11 protein-coding genes are annotated in these 14106 nt (G+C 60.5%); 5 read left to right on the forward strand and 6 right to left on the reverse strand.

Translation table 11 applies throughout. The annotated features are described in order from the left end of the window. Positions 1 to 53: 53 nt before the first annotated feature. The 6 genes from ALO43_RS10895 to pilG all read right to left on the reverse strand — a co-directional run bounded on the left by ALO43_RS10895 (position 54) and on the right by pilG (position 10138). Positions 54 to 527, reverse strand: a complete 474-nt coding sequence (locus tag ALO43_RS10895) for a chemotaxis protein CheW (RefSeq protein WP_054997492.1) — start codon at positions 525 to 527, stop codon at positions 54 to 56. Next, positions 520 to 6483 carry an Hpt domain-containing protein gene (locus ALO43_RS10900; protein ID WP_054997493.1) on the reverse strand — a complete coding sequence of 1988 codons (5964 nt, stop codon included), beginning with the start codon at positions 6481 to 6483 and terminating at the stop codon, positions 520 to 522. Before ALO43_RS10900 ends, ALO43_RS10895 begins: the two co-directional genes overlap by 8 nt. Before the next feature lie 47 nt (positions 6484 to 6530). Next, a complete protein-coding gene (locus tag ALO43_RS10905; protein ID WP_053931607.1) occupies positions 6531 to 8573 on the reverse strand; it encodes a methyl-accepting chemotaxis protein in 2043 nt (680 codons plus the stop codon). Between the two features lie 188 nt (positions 8574 to 8761). Then, entirely contained in the window at positions 8762 to 9301 is a 540-nt protein-coding gene (locus ALO43_RS10910) for a chemotaxis protein CheW (protein ID WP_005888350.1), read from the reverse strand. Between the two features lie 14 nt (positions 9302 to 9315). Continuing rightward, complete coding sequence (pilH, locus tag ALO43_RS10915; protein ID WP_005888349.1) at positions 9316 to 9681, reverse strand: twitching motility response regulator PilH; 366 nt, start codon at positions 9679 to 9681, stop codon at positions 9316 to 9318. A gap of 46 nt (positions 9682 to 9727) precedes the next feature. Continuing rightward, a complete protein-coding gene (gene pilG / locus ALO43_RS10920) occupies positions 9728 to 10138 on the reverse strand; it encodes a twitching motility response regulator PilG (protein WP_005888348.1) in 411 nt (136 codons plus the stop codon). A gap of 245 nt (positions 10139 to 10383) precedes the next feature. Here pilG and gshB point away from each other — a divergent pair, with 245 nt between their 5' ends. The 5 genes from gshB (at position 10384) to pyrR (ending at position 14101) form a co-directional block, all read left to right on the forward strand. Further along, positions 10384 to 11343: a glutathione synthase gene (gshB, locus tag ALO43_RS10925; RefSeq protein WP_024668621.1), complete on the forward strand. Its 960-nt coding sequence runs from the start codon at positions 10384 to 10386 to the stop codon at positions 11341 to 11343. 155 nt (positions 11344 to 11498) lie between these two features. Further along, entirely contained in the window at positions 11499 to 12401 is a 903-nt protein-coding gene (locus tag ALO43_RS10930) for an energy transducer TonB (RefSeq protein WP_024668620.1), read from the forward strand. A 76-nt stretch (positions 12402 to 12477) separates the two neighbouring features. Continuing rightward, entirely contained in the window at positions 12478 to 13050 is a 573-nt protein-coding gene (locus tag ALO43_RS10935; RefSeq protein ID WP_024668619.1) for a YqgE/AlgH family protein, read from the forward strand. After that, positions 13050 to 13490 (forward strand): Holliday junction resolvase RuvX, encoded by a 441-nt coding sequence (gene ruvX, locus ALO43_RS10940; protein ID WP_005888341.1) that lies wholly within the window; start codon positions 13050 to 13052, stop codon positions 13488 to 13490. Before ALO43_RS10935 ends, ruvX begins: the two co-directional genes overlap by 1 nt. A 98-nt stretch (positions 13491 to 13588) precedes the next feature. Beyond that, positions 13589 to 14101, forward strand: coding sequence for a bifunctional pyr operon transcriptional regulator/uracil phosphoribosyltransferase PyrR (pyrR, locus tag ALO43_RS10945; protein ID WP_005888339.1), 513 nt, complete (start codon positions 13589 to 13591; stop codon positions 14099 to 14101). Positions 14102 to 14106: the final 5 nt, after the last annotated feature.

Raw genomic sequence — 14106 nt, forward strand, 5'->3', positions numbered from 1 at the left:
CCTCATACCCATAGCTCCCGGGCGTCCGCTCTTGATGTGTCCGAAGATCGACGCTAGGGCGCCAGCCCCGCATCCACCAACCACTGCTCCAGACCTTCCAGGTCGGGAATGCGCGCGACGGTTTCACCGATCTGTACGGCGGCCAGCTCCAGCTCGGCCAGCGGCACGTCGACGTAGCTCAACTGGCTGTCGACCTTGCACGACCTCGGAATGCCCTGGGTCAGCAGCGCGATGAACCTGATACCGTTGCGCCCGCCCAGCGCGTTAAGCACCACGATCCGGGCGCGACCGCCCACTCGCGTGCGCCCACCGCAGGTAGCTTCGAAGCTGAGCAGCGGCAAGCTCAGTTCGCGCCAACTGATCAACCCCAGAAACCATTCGGGTGCGCCGGGTTCAGCGCTGCTGTCCTGGTAGTCGATCAGTTCGGCGACCGCGACATTAGGCAGCAGCAGGTGGCGGTCGCTCAGCGGCAACAGGAGGCCTGTCAGGCTGGTGAGCCGACTGGTCTGAAACGTACCTTCAGACATTTACCTGACTCCAGTAAGCGATGCTTTCCAGCAGCACGTTCTCCTGATAAGGCTTGCTCAGGTACTCGTTGACGCCCAGCGCCATTGCCCGGTCGCGGTGCTTCTGGCCGGAACGGGAAGTGATCATGATGATAGGCAGCTCCTTGAGCTGATCGTCCTGGCGGATCTGGCTGACCACCTCGAAGCCGTCCATGCGCGGCATTTCTATATCCAGCAACATGATATCGGGTGTGTGTTCCTGCAACAGGCTCATCGCGTCGATCCCGTCTTTGGCAGTCAACACATGCATGCCATTGCGCTCAAGCAACCGGCCGGTCACCTTGCGTACCGTCACCGAGTCGTCCACCACCATCACCAGCAACGGCCTGGCATGCTCGATCTCGGTGTATGCCGCAGGCGTGAACCCTTTGAAAGGCAGGCGCTGCAACGTACGAATCTGCGCCATCAGGTCGAGAATCAATACCACGCGGCCATCACCCAGAATGGTTGCCCCGGAAATCCCCTGCACTCTGGAAAACTGCGTCCCGAGGTTCTTGACCACAATTTCCCGCGAGCCTGCCAGCGCATCGACCTGCACTGCCACCCACTGATCCTGCAGATGCACCAGCAGCACCGGCAGAGGCTGCAGTTGCCCGACCAGCCTGGGCGGGCTGTTACCCAGTAGCTCGCCCAGGTAGCGCAGCTCGTAGCTGCGTCCGCCGTATTGATAACGCGGTGGAACGGTCTGGTAATAGCCATCCAGTTCGTTGGCCATCACCCGTACGATGCCATCGACCGTGTTGAGCGGCACTGCGTACTGCTCTTCGCCACACGCAACCATCAGCGCCCGATTGACCGAAACCGAAATCGGCAGACGGATACGGAACCGCGTGCCTTTGCCTGGCACCGAGTCGATGACCATCGAGCCGCCCAGCTGCTTGACCTCGGCATGCACGACATCCATGCCAACGCCGCGCCCGGAAATCTGGGTGATGATATCGCTGGTGGAAAACCCGGCCTGCAAAATGAACGGCAAAACTTCATGATCGGACAGGTCTGCATCCGGGTGGATCATGCCGCGCTTGATGGCCTTGCGGCGCACTGCGGCCAGGTCGACCCCCGAACCATCGTCGCTCAGCTCGATCAGGATGTCGCCGCCCTCGTGCATCAGCTCAAGCGTGATGCAACCCTCCTCAGACTTTCCGGCAGCGATACGTTTTTCAGTGCTTTCAAGACCGTGATCGACGGCGTTACGCAGCATGTGCTCAAGCGGCGCGACCATTCGTTCCAGCACATTGCGGTCCATTTCACCTTCGGCATTGCCAACCTCGAAACGCACCTTCTTGTGCAGCTCGGACGCCACCTGGCGCACCACCCGGCGCAAGCGCGGCACCAGCCTCTCGAATGGCACCATGCGCGTGCGCATCAAGCCTTCCTGCAACTGGGTATTGACCCTTGCCTGCTGCGACAGCAGCGTTTCGGCATCTCGATTGCGTGCGCCGAGGGTCTCCTTGATATCCATCAGGTCGGAGGCAGACTCGAACAGCGCGCGCGACAATTGCTGTAACTGGGAATGGCGGTCCATTTCCAGCGGGTCGAATTCTTCATAGCCCAGCCGCTCGGCCTGCACCTGCTCGCGACTGAGAATGCGGCCCTGGGTTTCCATGTCCAGACGGCGCAACTGATCACGCATACGCTCGATGGTGGTTTCCAGCTCGACCAGCGTGATTTGCGAGTCGAGAATCTGCTGTTCGATGCGGCCACGGAATATCGACGTTTCACCCGCCAGGTTGACAAGGTCCTCCAATTGCTCGGCAGGCACCTTGACCATTTCCGGCCCGCTGCGCTCAGCCTCGCCGTCGGCGACCGGCGCTACCACCACGACAGGTTCCTGGCCAGACACCGAAGCCTGCGAAGGCAACGGCTCGCCTGCCGGCTCGTGGCGAGCCAGTTTGCGGATATTTTCGATCAGCAACGCAGCGTCGGGCAATTGCTTGTCGTTTCGCACCGCGTCCAGCATGTCGGCCAGCACATCGTGGCCGCTTTGCAACAGGCTGATCGTCAAGGGAGCGGGTTGCAGACTGCCGGCGGAAAGCCCTTCGTAGAGGGTTTCCAGCTCATGAGCCAGGTCGCCGATCGGGGCGATCTCGACCATTCGGGCGCCACCCTTGAGGGTGTGCAGGTCGCGCAGCAGGTTTTCGACCTCCAGCAGGTTATGCGGGTCGCTTTGCCAGCGGGCCAGCGCCGCACCGGAGCTTTCTATAATGTCGAAGCCTTCCTCGAGAAAAACCTCACGCAGCTCGTTGTCATGCTCTGGCGGGTCTTCACTGGGGACGGGCGGCGCCTGCACGTCCGGTGCGGCACTCTCGGCATTGCGGCAGCGGCCCAGTGCTTCGATCAGGGCCGAGGGATCGCTGAGCGGCTCGTGCCGATACAGCTGTTCCAGCAGAATCGCCAGATGATCGTGACTTTCGTGCAGCAGCTCTGCCAATGCTGCTGAATGGTGGAAGCGCCGGTCGATCAAGCCTTCGTAAAGGTTTTCCAGTTCATGGGCGAGGTCGCCGACTTCCGCCACTTCAGCCATCCGCGCACCACCCTTGAGGGTGTGCAGGTCGCGCTGCAACGAAGCCAGTGGCGCCGGGTTTTCCGGATCAGCCAGCCAGCGCTGCAAGGCCTGTCCCGCGCTGTCGAGGATATCGACGGCTTCTTCCAGAAATATTTCGACAATTTCATCGTCCGCATCGGCAGTGTCAGCAGGCGCAGCCTCGCTGGCCAGTTGCTCGGTCGCAGCATTGAGTTCGGTGACACTCAGGGTCTGGTGGCCGTCACTCTTGACCAGCCCGGTCGCCGACGGGTCGAGCGCTTGATCCAGCAGTTGGTGCAGGGCGCGCACGCATTCCGGACGAGGCTCGACATCCTGACCGGCAGCCACCTGATCAAGCATGTTGATCAGGGCCTCGTGGGCGTTTTCCGCCACATCGAAAAAGCGCTCGCTGACTGCCAGGCTGCTTTCCTCGACCGAACCATAAAGGTCGAGCAAGGCTTCACACAATTCGTCGACCTGCGGCAGATCGGCCAGGTGGGCGCCATGCCCCAAGGTCGTCAGTTCGTCGAGCAGCGCGCTCAGCTCCTGCCGCTCGCCGGGGTGCTGACGCCAGCGCCGCAGGAGGTTTTCGGCGTCCAGCACAATGTCCATGCCTTCAGCCAGAAAGCTGGCAATCAGCTGGGGATTACGCTTGATTCGCAAGCCACTGTCCGACTCGCGCAGCACCGCGGCGAGCCGGTCGTTGAGCAGCGAGAAGGCTGCTTCGATCAGTTGCGGTGCGCCCGGAATTTCAGCCAGCGGGGTAGTGTCCAGCTGCTCCAGCCCCTTGTGCAGCAAGGGCTCGGCACTGCGCAGCAGGCTGAGTTCAGGCGGTCCGATATCGATCAGGTTGGCCTTGTATTCGCGCACCAGTTGATCGAGCGGGTTCGCCAGCTCGGCAATCGACAGCACGTCGGCCATGTGCGCGCTGCCCTTGAGCGTATGCAGGGCGCGCAATACCGCGTCACTGATCGAAGGCGACAGTGACTGTTCGGCGACGTCGAGGAATCGGCCAAGCGTACTCAGATGCCCAAGCGCTTCCTGACGGAAAATTTCCAGCAACTGCGGATCCAGCGCCTTGTCTGCCTCAGGTTCATCGCGAGCGGCAAGCGTCGGCGCTTCCAGGCCGTTGGCGAGCGCATGGGCTCGGGCCGCCAACAGGTCGACATCGTTGCGCTGGCACTGCGCACCGTCGGCAAAATCGCGGATCACCGACGGCAACAACGTCAGCACTTCGCTCATCAACTGCTGCACTTCTAGCCCCGGCAACACCTCGCCTTCCAGAACCCGATTGAGCAGGTTCTCCACCGACCATGCCAGCTCGCTGAGGATCAGCGCCCGTACCATGCGGCCGCTACCCTTGAGAGTATGAAAAGCCCGGCGTACTTCGGTGAGCGCAGCGCTGTCCCACTGGGGGCCTTTGCCAAGCGACGCAAACCAGCGCGGCAGGTACTCGCCCAAGGCATCGAGCACCTCGTCGGCCTCCTCTAGAAACACATCGCGCAATTCGTCGTCTACCGCCTCCTCTTCAGTAGAAGGTGGCAGCAGGCTGGCCGGTACGTTGCGCGCAGGCGGATTGACCGCAGACAGCGGGCTGGCGAGGACTTGCGCGATGGTTTGCGTCGGGCTTACCAGCGCCTGGCGATCATCAAGTTCCAGTAACTCGTCCTGAGTGATGATTTCGTCGAGCAGCGGTACCTCAAGGGTGTCCGTGACCGGGGTATAACCCAGACGGGCGAGGCTCTGCTGGGCCATGACCAGCACCTGATCGCCCGGCGCCTCGTGGTCCTCGAGCATGCGCTCAAGGTAGTACTCGATGCCGGTGATGGTATCGGCCAGACAATCGAGCTGCACAGGAGTCGGACGGGTTTCGTCAACCAGCAGGTGTTCCTGAATGTATTCGTTACAGGCAGCCAGCAGGCTTGCCGCACGGGCCAGCGGGATCATTGCCAGCGCACCACGCACCTGCACCAGCAAGGCACAGAGCGGGTCGAGTCGCTGTCGGTCCCACTTGCCATCAATGTAATCGAGAATGACGTCCTTGGCCTGCTGCAACACATTGCGCGCTTCGCGGATCACCAATTGGTGGATCTGTGTCAGGTCGGTGGTCGGCAGTCGGCTCTCTTCGCGGCTTGACTGCTCGTGGCTGCCGGCCATGCCCGCCAGGGTCGATTCGACATACAACAATGCGCCCGCGACATCCATCAGCGCGCCATCAGTAGGCTCACGCTGCCCCTGCGCCAGCCCCAGAACAACGGAAAGCTGATCGATGATCACCTTGCGCGGCTGACCAAAACCGAGCACCGCCAGAGTGTCGGCGATCTGGCGCAGCGGTGGCAACAGCGCATTGAGCTCGCTGACGTGCTGGCGATCGCCGCGCACGAACACATCCAGGCGCTCCTTGACCCGCACCAGTCCCTCGCACAACGCCGTGATCACCGAGCGCATCGCGTCCCGGTCCGGGCCGGCCATGCGCGCACGCTCTTCGTCGACCACATCGCTGCCGGGCAAGGCGTCGGCCAGCGCGTACTGATCCTTGAGGTCGAGCATCTTCGGCGCCAAGCTGTCTGACTTGGCGATATAGAACAGCAGGCTTTTCAGCAATTCTTCGGGCGCAGGCTGATTGATGCCTGTCACACCCTGTTCCGCCAGGCGCTTGAGCTCCTTGTCGGCATCCTTCAACAGGCTGCGCAAGGCCGGACTGTTGGTGAAATTGCCGTTGAGCATGGTTTCGACCAGAGCCGTGGAAATACGCCACAGCGGCCCTAGCGGTGCGTCTTCGCACAATTGCTCCAGCCGGGCAAAGACCTTGGCCATGTAACCGAGCTGGGTCTGCACGCCCTGCTCGCGCATCAGCCCCGCCAGCGCAGCCTGCAAGGTCTGACGCAGCTTGCGCAGCAGGTTGGGCAGGTCCGGGGTATTGCGGCGAGCCAGTTCGTCATCATCAAGCGGAGGAACGTTGACCAGTTGCGGAGCGAACAGGCTGGTCTCCGACAACAGGCTTTCGCCCCGCGCACTGCGCAGGTCGTTGAGCAACGGCAGCACCACCAGCGGCAGATCACGACGCGCCGAGTGAATACGCTCCAGATAGATCGGCAGCTGGCTCATGGCCTGGATGAGCAACTGCTCGGACTCGACCGGATGAGTAACGCGGTTCTGTTGAACGGCCAGCACCAGTTGCTCGATTTCCTCGGCCAGCAAAGCGGCACCGTAGAACTCGATCATCTGCAGGCTGCCGTGAACCTGATGCACCAGGTTCAGACACTCAGCCATCGCCGCGCTGTCGGACGGGTCTTCGATAAACGCGTCCAGTGCCTCTCGGGCCTGTCGCAGCGTCTCGGCGATCTCGCCCTTGAGCCATTCAAGGGCCACGTAGTCGTGACGATCAGCCATGACGAATCCCGCCTGTTGTCCCGCCAAGAGTGTTCATGTCTTGAACATCATCCGATTTTCTTCGAGGGCGGCAAGGTGAATCCCGACACCGAGCGGCGCATTTCGCTGGCCATCTTCGCCAGATTGCCGATGCTCTCGGCGGTGGCCGCTGTGCCCGAGGTGGTCTGGGACGTGGTCTGTTGAATCACGGTCATGGTCTTGGAAATCTGTCCGGCAGACTCGGCCTGTTGATGGGCGGCCTCGGTGATACTTTCGATCAGTTCGGCCAGCACTCTGGAAACCCCTTCGATTTCCCCCAGCGCCACACCGGCGTCCTGCGCCAGCCGCGCACCGCGCACCACTTCGCTGGTGGTCTGCTCCATGGAGATGACCGCCTCGTTGGTGTCGTTCTGGATGGCGCGCACCAGCGTTTCGATCTGCTTGGTGGCGGACGAAGATCGCTCGGCCAGCCGCTGTACTTCGTCGGCGACCACTGCAAAGCCGCGCCCCGCATCTCCGGCCATCGACGCCTGAATGGCCGCATTGAGCGCCAGAATGTTTGTCTGGTCGGCAATATCGTCAATCAGGCTGACTATGTCGCCGATTTCCTGCGAAGACTCGCCAAGCCGCTTGATACGCTTGGATGTATCCTGAATCTGTTCGCGAATGTTGTCCATGCCGTGGATGGTGTTATGCACCACCTCGTTGCCTTTGTTGGCGATTGCCACCGAACGCGCTGCCACCGTCGAGGATTCCGACGCATTGGCCGAGACCTGATCGATAGAGGCTGCCATGTCGTTGATCGACGTCGAGGCTGCACTGATCTGCAACGCCTGATGCTCGGATGCAGCAGACAGTTGCATCGCCGTGGCCTGGGTCTCGGCCACTGCGGCAGCCACCTGCTCGGCGGTCAGGTTGATGGTCACCACCAGTTCGCGCAGTTGGTCAATGGAGTAGTTGATGGAGTCGGCAATCGCGCCGGTAAAGTCTTCGGTGACCGAGGCGGTCACGGTCAGGTCGCCATCGGCCAGGCTTTCGATCTCGTCCAGCAGGCGCATGATCGCGGTCTGGTTGCGCTCGCTTTTCTGTGCGGTTTCGCGCAGCTGACGGTTGGTTTCGCGGACCATGACCAGACCGATCAGGATGATCGACATCAGCGCCAGCAGCCCCAGCACGTAACCCCCGACAGTATTTATCGTGCGGCGTTTGGCGAGGTTTTCCAGACTATTGGCGAGTACCGAGGTTTCATCCAGCAGGGTCTGCGAGGTGTTGAAGATATTGCCGGACGCCTCGCGCACCTGGTAAAGCTCAGGCGACGTCTCCAGAATTTCGTCCACCGAGCCGGACACAAACTCGAACAGCTCGGCAATTTCTGCCAGTCGAGCGCGGGCATCGCGGTCCTCGACCTGGGTGATTCGCAGCGTGGCGTTGCCTTCCAGCATGCCATTCAGCACCCGGCCGAACTGGCTGGCATCACGGCCAAACGCGTCCGCAGCCTGTACCGCGGTTTCGTCACCGGCCAGTACCGTATTGACCGAGCCGAGAATACGCTCAGCCAGCAGTGCCTGACGCTGTGCGACGACAACCTGGGCTGCGGGCGCACGACTTTGAAGAAGGTTCTCGACAACCTTTTCGTATTCGGCCTGCAGTTGCGGAATGGTTTCGGCCAGTGTCGCAGCCACCTGATGCAGCGACAGCACAGTCTGCTCGCTGGCAAGAATCACGTCGGTGCTCTTGCGCAGCCCCTCCCAATCCTTCTGCACAGTGCGCAATTCTTCACGGATCAGGTCGGGGGCGGCGGGCAGGCCGGTGGCCGGGTCGCCTTTCTTCAAATAACCCCAACGCACGTCGAAATCATTGCGCGCGTCAGCCAGCAGCTTGAACGCCTGAGTTTTCCCGGCTGCCGCTTCAGTGGCGTTTTTCGCGATTCGCTGGGACAGGACACGCAGCTCACCGGCATGTCCGATGTACTGCTTGTCGTAATTCGACTGTGTATTGAGGTACGCGAAATTGGCGAACAGCAACACGATGAAAACGATAAGCGCGACGAACAGCAGGATGATCTGCGTCCGGCTTCGTGCGCCCTCCAGTGACCTGCCTGTATTACTCATTAATCAGGCCCCCGCCTGGATCAATTGTGAAACATAACAAACCAGAGCCTAGGCTCTGTACGAAAGTCGGCGAGCGAAGGTCAGGCAAGGCAAAACAGGTAAGGAAGCGGAATCTACTGATTGTAAATGAGCATTCCGAGCCTGTTTTAACGCAGCATCAACGAGCGCAGCCACTTCTCGTACAGAGCCTAAGATGCCAGGTCCATGAAATCTGCAGACTGCACCACCGCCCAAGGACTGAACACTTGCCATGCCTGTTCACGAATGAACTGCCCGCGCAGGAACGGCGCGATACCTTGATCGACATCTTGCGGGGTCTGAGGTATGAGGCTCAACTGACTGAAACGTTGCATGCCGAACACCTCATCGACCAGCAGACCGGCGAATACTTCGTTGTGCTCGACCACCAGCACCCGCCGCTGCTTGCGCGCGGTCATCGCTTCAAGGCCGAAGAACCCGCACAGGTCCATGAGCGGCAACAGCCGGCCGCGCAGGTTGGCGACGCCCGACACCCAGGACTTTACGCCTGGCATCACGGCATGACGCGGCTCGTGAAGAATTTCGGCAATTTCGCGGATAGGCGCAACGAAACGCTGCTCGCCCATCCGGAATCCGATCCCTACCCAGTCCTGCTGATGGGCTTCCTGCAATGGCAGGCCGGCCGCGAGCGAACGACAGCGTCGGTCCATGTCCAGCAGCAATTCGAAGGCGGTACGTGGCTCGGCCATGACGATTCCGGCAATCAGCCGGCCAGCACCGCATTCAGGGTTTTCATCAGGGTTTCTTCATCCACCGGCTTGGTCAGGTAATCCTGAGCGCCCTGGCGTTTGCCCCAGACCTTGTCGGTTTCCTGATCCTTGGTGGTGATCATGATCACCGGGATCATGCTGGTGTCGGGATCCTTGGTCAGCTGGCGGGTGGCCTGAAAACCGTTGAGCCCCGGCATGACGATGTCCATCAACACGGCATCGGGCTTTTCCTGACGGGCCAGCGCCACACCATCGGCACCGTTTTCGGCCTTGAGCACTTCATGACCGTACTTTTCAAGCATGCCGGTGAGTTTGTACATTTCAGTCGGCGAGTCATCGACGATCAATATTCGAGCCATGGGTGTTCCCCGTCAGTTTACGAGCGCGCGACATCAGGCGCGGGCATCACGATAGATGGTGTTCTGCGGCAACGAAGCCGGGCACATGGGCCTTGATTGCGTTGAGCAGTTCTTCCTTGCTGAAAGGCTTTGTCAGAAATTGGTCGGAACCGACGATCCGCCCCTTGGCCTTGTCGAACAGGCCGTCCTTGGAGGACAGCATGATGACCGGCGTCGATTTGAATGCGCGGTTGTTCTTGATCAGTGCGCAGGTCTGATAACCGTCCAGGCGCGGCATCATGATATCGACGAATATGATGCGCGGGTGGTTATCGGCAATTTTGGCCAGTGCGTCGAAACCGTCTATCGCCGTGATGACTTCACAGCCAGCGTTTTTAAGCAGCGTTTCGGCGGTGCGGCGGATAGTCTTCGAGTCATCGATGACCATGACTTTCAAGGCGGAGGCGTGTTGTTCCATAAGCTGCTCTTCCATCGCCGCAGCGAATTTTTGCGCATTCTGCGAGTCACCGGGAGCCTGACTTTATCGCTTCATTGATCCAAAGGGATTGAAGCCCGGATGCGCAGTCTTTTTAGCACACTCTCCAGACTCAATCCATAAACTGCACCGTGGCGGACATGCCCCTTGACCGGGAGCAATCGGAACGCCACCCTGATGCCAATTTTACGGCCGTCACGGCCCTTACCGATCAGAGGATATTGCCCATGAGCGTTCGCCTAGGGATTGTCATGGACCCCATTGAGCGCATCTCTTATAAAAAGGACAGCTCGCTGGCCATGCTCCTTGCCGCCCAGAATCGCGGCTGGTCGCTGTTCTACATGGAACAGAAAGACCTGTACCAGAACGCTGGCCAGGCCCGCGCGCGCATGAAGCCGCTCAAGGTGTTTGCCGATCCGGCCAAGTGGTTTGAATTTGAGGCTGAAGTCGACGCTAGCCTGGACGATCTGGACGTGATCCTGATGCGCAAGGACCCGCCGTTCGACATGGAGTTCGTCTACGCCACTTACCTGCTGGAGCAGGCCGAGCGCGCCGGCGTGCTGGTGGTCAACAAGCCGCAAAGCCTGCGCGACTGCAACGAAAAGCTGTTTGCCACGCTGTTTCCGCAATGCACCCCGCCGACCCTGGTCAGCCGCCGTGCCGATATCATTCGCGAGTTCGCCGAACAGCAGGGCGACGTGATCCTCAAGCCGCTGGACGGCATGGGTGGCGCATCGATCTTTCGCCACCGTGCAGGCGATCCTAATCTGTCAGTCATCCTTGAAACACTGACGGCTCACGGCACTCAACAGATCATGGCGCAGGGCTATCTGCCAGCCATCAAGGACGGCGACAAACGCATCTTGATGGTTGACGGCGAGCCGGTGCCGTACTGCCTGGCGCGTATCCCGGCAGCGGGAGAAACACGCGGCAACCTGGCCGCTGGTGGCCGCGGCGAAGCCCGCCCGCTGAGTGACAAGGACCGCTGGATCGCCGAACAGATCGGCCCTACGCTGCGCGAAAAAGGCCTGTTGTTCGTCGGTCTAGACGTGATCGGCGAGCACCTGACCGAAATCAACGTGACCAGCCCGACCTGTATCCGCGAAATCGACAACGCCTACGGCACCGACATTGGTGGCCTGTTGATGGATGCCATCGAGAAGAAACTCGAAGCGCGCAAGGGCTGATCAAACGCTGACGCTGCTGGCTGCGATCAAACCGTACGCCACGGCGTCCCTTCGTCCGATCCTCCGTAAAGCCGCACTACACATTGCGTTATCATGCGCCACCTGTAACACGACACGGATTTTGACATGCAGGCTGACGAGATGCTGAACCGCCAATGACATCCATGGCCAAGAACGACCTCCCCCTAGAGCTCTCCACTGCGGGTGTGCGCCCTGCCGATCGTCTGGGTTTCACCATGATGATCGCGGCGCTGATCCACCTGGCAGTGATCCTTGGCGTGGGCTTTACCTACGTCAAGCCGGAGCATATCTCGCAGACCCTGGAAATCACCCTCGCCACCTTCAAGAGCGAAGAAAAGCCCAAACAGGCGGATTTTCTGGCGCAGGACGACCAGCAGGGCAGCGGCACCCTCGACAAGGCCGAGACGCTCAAGACCACCGAACTGGCGCCCTATCAGGACACCAAGGTCAATAAGGTCACCCCGCCCCCAGCCAGCAAGCCCGTGGTCAGGCAGGAGGCACCCAAGACCGCCGTGGCGACCACAGCGCCCAGCCAGCAGAAAACCGTTGCCAAGCGCGAAGAGGTCAAGCCCGAACCGACAGCCAAGGCCGCACCGACCTTTGACAGCGCGGAACTGAGCAACGAGATCGCCAGCCTGGAAGCCGAACTTTCGACCGAACAACAGGCTTATGCCAAGCGCCCCAAGATCCATCGCCTCAATGCGGCTTCGACCATGCGCGACAAAGGCGCCTGGTATAAGGACGACTGGCGCAAGAAGGTCGAACGGGTCGGAAACCTGAACTATCCTGAGGAAGCACGCCGCAAGCAGATCTACGGCAATTTGCGACTTCTTGTGTCAATCAATCGGGATGGTTCGCTGTACGAGGTGCTGGTGCTGGAGTCGTCGGGGCAACCGCTGCTCGATCAGGCGGCTCAGCGAATCGTGCGTCTGGCAGCGCCTTTTGCGCCGTTCACCGGCGATCTGGCGGATATCGACAGACTTGAGATCATTCGCACCTGGAAATTTGCACGCGGCGACAAACTGTCCAGCAACTGACATTTTTGCCAATGGACAACGGGCACCTGCTAAGTGCCAGTTGTCAGGCCTGTAACACGACGCCAAACTAGGACTCATGAAAAAAGTCTCTCCGAGTTATCTCAAGCATCAGTTCCTGATCGCCATGCCCCACATGCACGACGAGAACTTTGCTCAGACCTTGACCTACATTGTCGAGCACAACGCCAATGGCGCGATGGGGCTGGTGATCAACCGCCCGCAAGGCCTGTCTCTGGCGGATGTGCTTGAACAATTGCGGCCGGAGCTTCCTGCGCCCAAGCGCTGCGAGGAAATCGCCATTCATTACGGCGGCCCGGTGCAGACCGACCGCGGTTTTGTCTTGCACCCCAGCGGTCAGATGTTTCAGGCCACGGTCGCCTTGCCGGGCGGAATCTCGTTGTCCACTTCCCAGGATGTGCTGTTTTCCATCGCCGACGGCTATGGCCCTGATCAAAATGTGATCACCCTGGGCTATGCGGGCTGGGACGCCGGTCAACTGGATGCCGAAATGGCCGACAATGCCTGGCTGACCTGCTCGTTCGACCCAGCCATCCTGTTCGATGTCGACAGCGATCAGCGCCTCGACGCAGCAGCGAGGCGCCTTGGCGTCAACCTCAGCCTGATTTCGACCCAGGCAGGACACGCTTGATGGCCGCGCTACGGCTTCTGCTGGGCATCGATTACGGCACCAAACAGATCGGCGTTGCCGTCGGCCAGGCAATCACCGGTCAGGCTCGCGAACTCTGCACGCTCAAGGCGCAGAATGGCGTACCGGACTGGGACAAGGTCCAGGCGTTGATCACCGAATGGAAACCTGACGCAATTGTGGTCGGCCTGCCATTGAACATGGACGGCACACCCAGCGACATGAGCGCCCGCGCCGAGAAGTTCTCGCGCAGGCTCAATGGTCGCTTTGGTGTAACGGTCTACACCCACGATGAACGCCTGACCACCTTCGAGGCGAAAGGCGAGCGCATGGCGCGCGGCGGACAGAAAGGCAGCTATCGCGACAACCCGGTGGACGCCATCGCCGCTGCACTGCTTCTGCAAGGCTGGCTGGACGAGCACCCCGAGCTGCTGAATGTGTGACTTTTGCAGCCCAGACCGCTTCGAGATAACCGGATTCCACGTTACCGCTTGAGCAAGGCGCCATGGATGGACGCTGCCCGAGCCTCAAAGGAGCAACCATGAGTCTGCCAAATCCCGCCGAGCTGATTCGTAAGATGGCCACTGACCTGAACGCTCATCTGAGCAAGCGCAGCATCAGCGACCCTCGCTTCATCGGCATTCGTACCGGCGGCGTATGGGTCGCTCAGGCGCTGCTCAAAGCGCTGGACAATCCGTCGCCACTCGGCACCCTCGACGTTTCCTTCTATCGCGATGATTTCAGCCAGAATGGGCTGCACCCTCAGGTTCGCCCTTCAGAGCTGCCTTTCGAGATCGAAGGCCAACACCTTGTGCTGATCGATGACGTACTGATGAGTGGCCGTACCATCCGCGCCGCACTCAACGAGCTGTTCGATTACGGCCGCCCGGCCAGCGTCACGCTGGTCTGCCTGCTGGACCTGGACGCCGGTGAATTGCCGATCTGCCCTGACGTGGTCGGGGCAACGCTGTCGCTGGCACCGAACGAACGCATCAAGCTGTCCGGCCCTGCGCCAATGACACTCGAACTTCAAGACCTTTCCACCGCCCTTTAAGAGTT

This window comes from Pseudomonas tremae (assembly GCF_001401155.1).
Taxonomy (GTDB): Bacteria; Pseudomonadota; Gammaproteobacteria; order Pseudomonadales; family Pseudomonadaceae; genus Aquipseudomonas; species Aquipseudomonas tremae.

What these genes read in the sequence shown, in the direction of transcription:
- ALO43_RS10895 (WP_054997492.1), bottom strand. Translation starts at nt 527, where the DNA reads ATGTCTGAAGGTACGTTTCAGACCAGTCGGCTCACCAGCCTGACAGGC.
- ALO43_RS10900 (WP_054997493.1), bottom strand. Translation starts at nt 6,483, where the DNA reads ATGGCTGATCGTCACGACTACGTGGCCCTTGAATGGCTCAAGGGCGAG.
- ALO43_RS10905 (WP_053931607.1), bottom strand. Translation starts at nt 8,573, where the DNA reads ATGAGTAATACAGGCAGGTCACTGGAGGGCGCACGAAGCCGGACGCAG.
- ALO43_RS10910 (WP_005888350.1), bottom strand. Translation starts at nt 9,301, where the DNA reads ATGGCCGAGCCACGTACCGCCTTCGAATTGCTGCTGGACATGGACCGA.
- pilH (WP_005888349.1), bottom strand. Translation starts at nt 9,681, where the DNA reads ATGGCTCGAATATTGATCGTCGATGACTCGCCGACTGAAATGTACAAA.
- pilG (WP_005888348.1), bottom strand. Translation starts at nt 10,138, where the DNA reads ATGGAACAACACGCCTCCGCCTTGAAAGTCATGGTCATCGATGACTCG.
- gshB (WP_024668621.1), top strand. Translation starts at nt 10,384, where the DNA reads ATGAGCGTTCGCCTAGGGATTGTCATGGACCCCATTGAGCGCATCTCT.
- ALO43_RS10930 (WP_024668620.1), top strand. Translation starts at nt 11,499, where the DNA reads ATGACATCCATGGCCAAGAACGACCTCCCCCTAGAGCTCTCCACTGCG.
- ALO43_RS10935 (WP_024668619.1), top strand. Translation starts at nt 12,478, where the DNA reads ATGAAAAAAGTCTCTCCGAGTTATCTCAAGCATCAGTTCCTGATCGCC.
- ruvX (WP_005888341.1), top strand. Translation starts at nt 13,050, where the DNA reads ATGGCCGCGCTACGGCTTCTGCTGGGCATCGATTACGGCACCAAACAG.
- pyrR (WP_005888339.1), top strand. Translation starts at nt 13,589, where the DNA reads ATGAGTCTGCCAAATCCCGCCGAGCTGATTCGTAAGATGGCCACTGAC.